The organism is Brachybacterium sp. (genome assembly GCF_036379615.1).
Classification (GTDB): Bacteria; Actinomycetota; Actinomycetes; order Actinomycetales; family Dermabacteraceae; genus Brachybacterium.
Genome location: NZ_DASVGJ010000053.1, coordinates 1 through 6,638 on the forward strand (window position 1 = coordinate 1; position 6,638 = coordinate 6,638).

At 70.0% G+C, this 6,638-nt stretch carries 5 protein-coding genes; 4 read left to right on the plus strand and 1 reads right to left on the minus strand.

Translation table 11 applies throughout. The features are described from left to right. The 3 genes from VF289_RS10545 to VF289_RS10555 all read left to right on the plus strand — a co-directional run. Window positions 1-564 (plus strand): hypothetical protein (locus VF289_RS10545; RefSeq protein ID WP_330883828.1); only part of this gene is annotated, 564 nt, incomplete at its 5' end. Then, window positions 561-1,115: a hypothetical protein gene (locus VF289_RS10550; protein ID WP_330883830.1), complete on the plus strand. Its 555-nt coding sequence runs from the start codon at window positions 561-563 to the stop codon at window positions 1,113-1,115. The genes VF289_RS10545 and VF289_RS10550, both read left to right, overlap by 4 nt. A gap of 302 nt (window positions 1,116-1,417) precedes the next feature. Beyond that, complete coding sequence (locus VF289_RS10555; RefSeq protein ID WP_330883832.1) at window positions 1,418-2,017, plus strand: hypothetical protein; 600 nt, start codon at window positions 1,418-1,420, stop codon at window positions 2,015-2,017. A gap of 119 nt (window positions 2,018-2,136) precedes the next feature. On the opposite strand, the gene mobF is transcribed toward VF289_RS10555, so the two are convergent. After that, a complete protein-coding gene (mobF, locus tag VF289_RS10560; RefSeq protein WP_330883834.1) occupies window positions 2,137-6,114 on the minus strand; it encodes a MobF family relaxase in 3,978 nt (1,325 codons plus the stop codon). Between the two features lie 202 nt (window positions 6,115-6,316). On the opposite strand from mobF, the gene VF289_RS10565 reads away from it, so the two are divergent. Continuing rightward, window positions 6,317-6,638, plus strand: a 322-nt coding sequence (locus VF289_RS10565) for a hypothetical protein (protein WP_330883836.1), incomplete at its 3' end; no start/stop codon positions are given.

Here is a 6,638-nt window from a genome sequence, read left to right on the forward strand (position 1 = left end):
CTGGAGGTCCCGGGCACCCGCTGGGGCCCGCGGCACCGAGAGCTGACCGCACGCGCCAACTTCAATCACCTGGAGAAGGCGCACCCCTTCGTACAGCGCGTGGTGGCTGTTGACGAACGGTGGCGTTCCTTGATCGTGCGGGACGTGGATGCCTGGCAGCTGGAGAGCGTGTGGGGGGTTCTCGAGGACGGGGGTGCGGTGAGCCAGGCGGCGTACTCGGCGCTGCTGCGGCGGGTGCTGCGCGCTGATGTCGAGCGGCACGAGGCATCAGAGATCTGTGCGGAGCTGCCGCGGCTGCTGGAGCAGGCGGGGGCCTCCCGCGCGGCTCGCGCCGTGGAGGGTTCCCTCGATGAGGAAGCGGTGGTGCGGGCGTACCTGACGATCGCGGCCGACACCACGCCTGTGCCGGAAGTCGATGCGCTCGGGGCACGGTTCCCCGCGCATGAAGTCGTGGTGGAACGGCTTGTCAATGCACTGACGAAGAGACCGGAACTAGTCACGGTGGGCGCATCGTTGGGTGGAGCCCCGTCGTGGAAGACGTACGAAAGGTGGGTGTTGGGATGAGTGACCATGAGGATGACTTCTCGGACCTGGAACTGGAGATCGAGCAGACCGATGAGCCGGAGGTGGCGGAGCTGCCGACGCCTGTGGACTGGATGGGTCTGTCGATCCACGAGTGGGGCGAGGAGATCGGCAGGCTACGCCTCTGGGTCGCGCAGATAACCACGGACTGGGCTCTGCCGTCCTCGGTGATCCTGCCGTGCTGGGAACAGCACGGCGCGCTCGTGCAGCTGCTCGGGTCCATGCGCGATAGCTACGACACGCTGTACCACGAGATGCAGCCGGGCACCGGCTCGGTGGACTGGCAGCGGTACTGGGCGTGGGGACGCTCTGAGCTGGCCTCGCTCACGGGCGGGATGCGCTGCACCGCGACCGACCACCGGGCCGACAAGCTCCAGGAATGGGCACGCTCTATCGCCGAGGAGGGCGAGTCCAGCGAATACGCGATCGCTGAGGATTCCCGGGTGGAAATGGCGGTTCAGAATCACCTGAACAAGGGGCGCACGGGCGGGCCAATGAATGTAGTATTTGTTGATTTCAGTAGGGACCGCTGAGCCTAATGTTGGGGATCTATCGGTGCGGACGGGACTCCCACGAGTGCCGACGCGACGGTGCTAGGAGGTCGCGCCTTGGGACGGCTGAGCGGGCACCTGTGCCCCGCCTGCGCCGACGGCAAGGAGGCGGTGGGCTCTGTGGGCGCGAGCGCCGCCGAGCGCCATATGCGCGCCATCGGACGAGGCGACGGCCTACCTTCGCTCGGACCTGACGTGCACCTGTCGGGGCTCAGGGTGTGGGCCATGACCGCTCGGATCGAGAACCGCGGGCCCTGGCAGCACATCGGTGCCAATATCGGAGCATGACACTTCCCCTCTGGCTCCAGATTGTCGCACTGGCGATCCCCGCTCTCGTGAGCATCTTCTCTGCCGTCTGGGCAACGCGCTCAGCGCGCAAGGCCCAGGCGGCAGAGCACGAGGCCGCGAGGCTCCGAGCACTGGAAGAGCGAGTGGCTGAGCGGAAGTACGCGCTGTACCAACCGTTCCTCAAGTCCCTGGGCGACACCCTCACGCCCTCTCGCAAGGCACAGGCCGTGAAGGGACAGGAAGACGCCATGGCCGACTTCCAATCGTTCGTGACGGTCTGGGGGTCGGACGAGGTGGTCGAGAAGTTCTTCCGCTTTCGAGTCGCCTCAGCGGCCAGTCCGCCCGTCCTTGTGATCATGCGCCTCATGTCGGACTTCCTACTGGCCGTCCGGCGCGACATCGCGTGGCCGAGCACGGAGCTCGATGGGATGCACATGATCGCGATGCGGATCAACGACATCGACAATCAGCCGGACATGCGACGGGCTCTGACGATGCCTCTCGACGAGCTGTTCGCCTGGCAGGGATGGACCCCGAACTTCGAGATTCGGAGCATCGGCGAGCCGACCCCGAAGGGGCGGGAATCACGGGGGTAACCCGGCAGGGAGCAGCTGGTGCGCCGCTACTTATCGGAAGCGGGTCTATCTCCGGATCGCCTCGTCTCGCTCGTTGTGGACGATTTGCGATTTCCCAGGACTCTCACCGGGGCCGACTGCTAACGGGCCGGGCGGGCGGGACGATGCTGGGCGCCCTCGTCCAATCTCGGCCGCTCAGGCTGCGTCTGCCGGGCGGTAGGGGCACTTCGGCGGGCGCGGGTCTGGCGCTGACGGTTCTCCTTCGCGGCCGGATCATCGGGCATCTCGCGGCGCACGGTCGCCTCCTGGCGCAGCTCGACCTCCTGCGCGTCCAGGTCGTTGAGGTCCAGGCGGGCGGTGTGGATCGACCTCGCCAAGTACACCTCAGCGCGCTCTGCCTTCTCGACCTCGGCCTGAGCGCGCGCGGCCTGGGCCGTGGCCTCCTCGGCGCGGGCGGGGAGCCCGGCTGCACTCACGGCGCGGTGCGCGGCCGCGGCAGCGGACGCCTGCATCCACGTCTCGGCGACGTTCTCCTCGGGCACGGAGCCGTGCGCGGTGATGAAGCGCTCCTCGGCCTCGGCCGCGACGCGCTGAGCGCCGCGGCGGCGGAGCACCCCTGCGGACGCTGCGCTCTCGCGGGTCCGCTGGAGGGCCGTCAGATCGCTTTGGAGAGTGACGGTGTGCTCGCGCGCTGCCTCCTCGGCGGCGGCGTCCATCTGCTGCTGGGCGGTGCGGGCGGCTGCCGCTGCCTGCTCGGCCTCTCGCCGCATGTCGGACGTGTGCGCCCCGGCGCTGTTCTGCTCGGCCGACGCTCGGGCGATGGTCGTTCGGGCCTCGCCGCGCTCGGCGCGGATACGGCCCTGCTCGTTGGCGAGGCTGGGGGCGAGACCGAAGGGGCGGCGCAGCGAGTCGGTGGGCTTAGCGGGCTCATGGATCGCGGCATGCTCGCGGGCGTGCTGCTCAGTGCGGGCCTGCTCGGGGTCCATCACAGCCCGGGTCTCGATCTCCTCTGCGAGGCCGCAGAGGTGGTGGTCGATGCGCCCCAGGTTCTTCCGGGACTTCTCCAGCCGTGTCTCCACCTCGTCCAGCTGGCGCTGGGCGATCTCGTGGCGCTTCTCGGCGGTGCGGATCGTGAGGGCATCGGCCTGGTCGCGGCGGGAGACGGCCACGGCGGGCTCCAGCTCCACGCTGATCTTCTCAGCCAGGGTGTAGCTGCGGTTCTCATCGCTGCGGACCTCGGCGGCGAGCCGATCACGGCGGCGGGTGAGCCGGTCGTGGACCACGCCCGGGTCGGGCAGATCGCCGTAGGTCCGCTGCCGCCACGCCTCGGGGCCCTGCGCCTGGTGGGCCTCGCCCTGGACGCCTGCGCGGTCGAGGTCGCTGGCGACGAGCTGGCGCAGCTGTTCGTCGGTGAGGTCGTGGCGGTTCCGGAGCATCGCGTCACTGAGCTGGGTCAGGACGGCGGTGTCATCGGCCCCGGCCACCAGGGCGCGGTTCTCCAGCTTTCCGCGGGTCATGCCCACGTACAGCTGGGCGGCGCTGGTGTCCTCCGAGATGACCGTGACGGCGCGGCGGGCCGTGACGCCCTGCGCGCCGTGGACCGTACTGGCGTACCCCAGCGCCACGCTCTCGGCCGCGTACTCCGCGGGGATCTTCTCGGTGCGCTGGTCGATCCCACCGGAGAGGGTCACGGTGCCGTCCTGGGCAACCTCGCGCACCGTCCACAGTTCGCGGTTGGCGACGGTGAAGTCCTCGCCGCGGTGGTTGCGGCGTGTGGTCACCACGTCCCCGATGTGCAGCTCCGCACCGTTGCGGCCGCTTGCGCGGGCCGTGGTGTCGAGCTGTCCGGCCTCGAGCCGGGCTTCCTGGATCGCGGTGTTGATCGCGTCCACGGTCTCGTTGTCGGTCGCCATGACAGCGATCGACTCGCCCGCGCCGTGAGCGGTGAGCCAGGCGGCTGCGGCCTGATGGGTCTGTTCGGCGCTGTCGCTGAGGCGGTCCACGTGCCCGTGCTCGTGCAGCCACAGGGCCACCTCGTGTGCCTTCTCCGGCGTCGCGGCGTGGCGGAGGTCGCGGGAGATCTCGGCATAGGCGGTATCGGCCTGGCGTGGGTCCTCGGCGCGGCGGAACCGGTGGATCAAGTGCAGGTCCACGCGCGCTTCCTCGGACACCTGGGCCTGCACCAGGGCCATAGCGCCGGAGTGGCCCACCGGGCGGACCTGGTGGGGGTCACCGACCAGGGCGAGCCGTGCCCCGGAGTCATCGGCCACGGTCAGCAGCGCTGCCATGGAGTCCGTGTCCACCATCCCGGCCTCATCGCAGACGATTACGTCACCGGTCGCGAGCTGCGCTGCGGCGCCGGGGCCGTAGTAGATCGAGCCGTCAGTGTCGGTGTCCCCCGAGCTGAGACGGTGCCACGTCGTCTGCCCGGAGGCTTCGGTGCGCCACCGGAACCCGTGCTGATACAGCAGCGCGTGAAGGCTGGAGCCGTCGGCCCCGATCTCGGCCTGCGCAACCTGCGCGGCCTTCATCGTAGGGGCGACGGTCAACATCCGGTGTCCGTCAGCGGCCACGGCCCGCTCAGCGACGGTGAGCATCGTGGTCTTTCCGGCCCCGGCCGGTCCCTCGATCGCTACCAGCGGGGAGCTGCCCGCCACGGCGCGGGCTGCGGCGATCTGGCGATCATCGAGCTTCACCGGGTCCTCCCCGGCGTCTGCACGCTCGGCATCCACCACGGTGACGGCTGCGGCGATCACCTCGACCGGCGCGGGCGTCGGATCACCAACGGCGGCGCGCACCGCCGCACGCTCGGTGACCCGGGCGCGCGTCTGGCCCACAGAGGTCAGCCGGAGAGACTTCACATCCTCCGGGCTGCGGACCTCGGCCGGGGCCAGGGACTCGGCCTCCAGCAGCGCCCGAGTCTCGACCTCACCGATGATCCGGACCAGTTCCTCGGGAGCCACCGTCAGCTGCGCCTGCGCGACGGCCATAGTCGCCCCGGCGCGGAGGTCCACGCGGGAGAACCGGCCCTGCGAACGGACGGCCCGCTGATCGGTCCATCCCAGCGCGTAGGCGGTCAGCTGACCTCGGTCCACCTCGTGCGCTTCGCGGGGCTGCACAGGGGCCGGCTGTCGGGCCACTAGCACGGCGGGGTCCACGTCGGCCAGCTCACGCCGCACCTGATCGCGCCACTGGTCCTCGTCCAGATCCTCGGGCTTCTGCGCCCGGTCCAGAGCCCACGCCTGCCGATCCCACGACTCGATGAGCCGCGGGCTCGGCTCCTCGCCCGGATTCGCGGCCCTCCACTCGCGCTCGAACCGGGCTTTGTTCCGCCCGATCTGAGCCGCACGCTTACTCATCGGTTCCACGACGTGAGACAGCTCCGCGATCTCACCATCGTCGTTGAGCGTGTACCCGTGAGCGGCCAGAGCTGCCCTCCAGCGGGCATCGGTCCGCGCCGCCAGCTCCCCTCGGGCGTTGACGAGGACCTGGTGGCGGAACACCTGCTGAGAGTCCACGTTGGACCACTTCCCATCGGCGCCCTGCACCTTGGCATTGAGCCAGAGGTGGCGGTGCGCATGGGGGTCCAGCGACCGGGAGCGCTCGTGGTCCAAGGACACGACTTCGACCTGTGCGAGGCCGATCCGCTGCTTCCCTCCCGCGCCTCGGCGGGTGGTCAGCTCCTCGCTCCAGGCGGTGACGGTCTCGTCGGTCACCCGGGCCATGAGGGCGTCGAACTCCTCGCGCAGCTCGGGGTGCAGCACCGCCGCGAGCGAGTACGACTTCGGGGCGTTGATCGTCGCGTCATAGAGCAGGTGCGCGTCCGGGGAAGTCATCGTGCGGCCACGCTGCTCGCCGGTCTCGGGGTCCACGCCGTCGATCCACGCGTGCAGTTGCTCGGCGTCGAGGCGATCGCGCTGGATGCCGTCGGCCCGGGCGGTGTACCGGGCCACGGTCGGCGCGTCCTCGGGGCCATAGGCGGCGGCAGATTCGGCTCCGGCCGAGACCTGCCGCTCGACCTCCGCGGCGTCACAGCCGCCCTGGAGGGCGTACGCCGTGGCGTGACGGATTCCGTGGCCGTCAACGCCACGTCGCCACACCTGGACCCCTCCGCGCATGGGGCCACAGTAGTGCATCGACCACGTAGTGCTTGCGTGCATAGCTTTTGTTGGTGAGAGAGCTGAAGGCGAGCGTGCGGGATCGGCGGGAGCGCGATCGGGCGGCGCTGATCGCGTCGGGCGACGGCTCGTGCGCGAGTGCAGCTCGGGCGGTGTCGTGGCCGAGGGGCTTGTCGAGGGCACGACGACGAAAGGCGGAGCGATGAGCAGGCAGAGGAAGTATCTGGACCGTGGGCGGCGGATCGCGCTGGAGGGGCGCGCCGATGCTGCGCCGTTCTTGTCGGAGGCGATGGGGGAAGGGGTCAGCTCGCTTCCCCCCTCCCCCAGACCGGCGCTGCTCGATCACCCGTTCCTCCGGTCCGCACTCGACCGCCGAGAGCACGAGACCATGGGCTACCTGACCGAGCAGTGGAGCGCGGCTTGGGTCGATCCACTGCCCCGAGACGCTGCCGAGGTCCGGGGGTTTCTGGACCGGCCGGACTGCATCACCACGGGTAGCGGCGCTCACCTCATGACGGGGTACG

Bases quoted from the DNA above. Each gene is read 5' to 3' on its own strand.
- VF289_RS10550 (WP_330883830.1), top strand. From the start codon at position 561: ATGAGTGACCATGAGGATGACTTCTCGGACCTGGAACTGGAGATCGAG.
- VF289_RS10555 (WP_330883832.1), top strand. From the start codon at position 1,418: ATGACACTTCCCCTCTGGCTCCAGATTGTCGCACTGGCGATCCCCGCT.
- mobF (WP_330883834.1), bottom strand. From the start codon at position 6,114: ATGCGCGGAGGGGTCCAGGTGTGGCGACGTGGCGTTGACGGCCACGGA.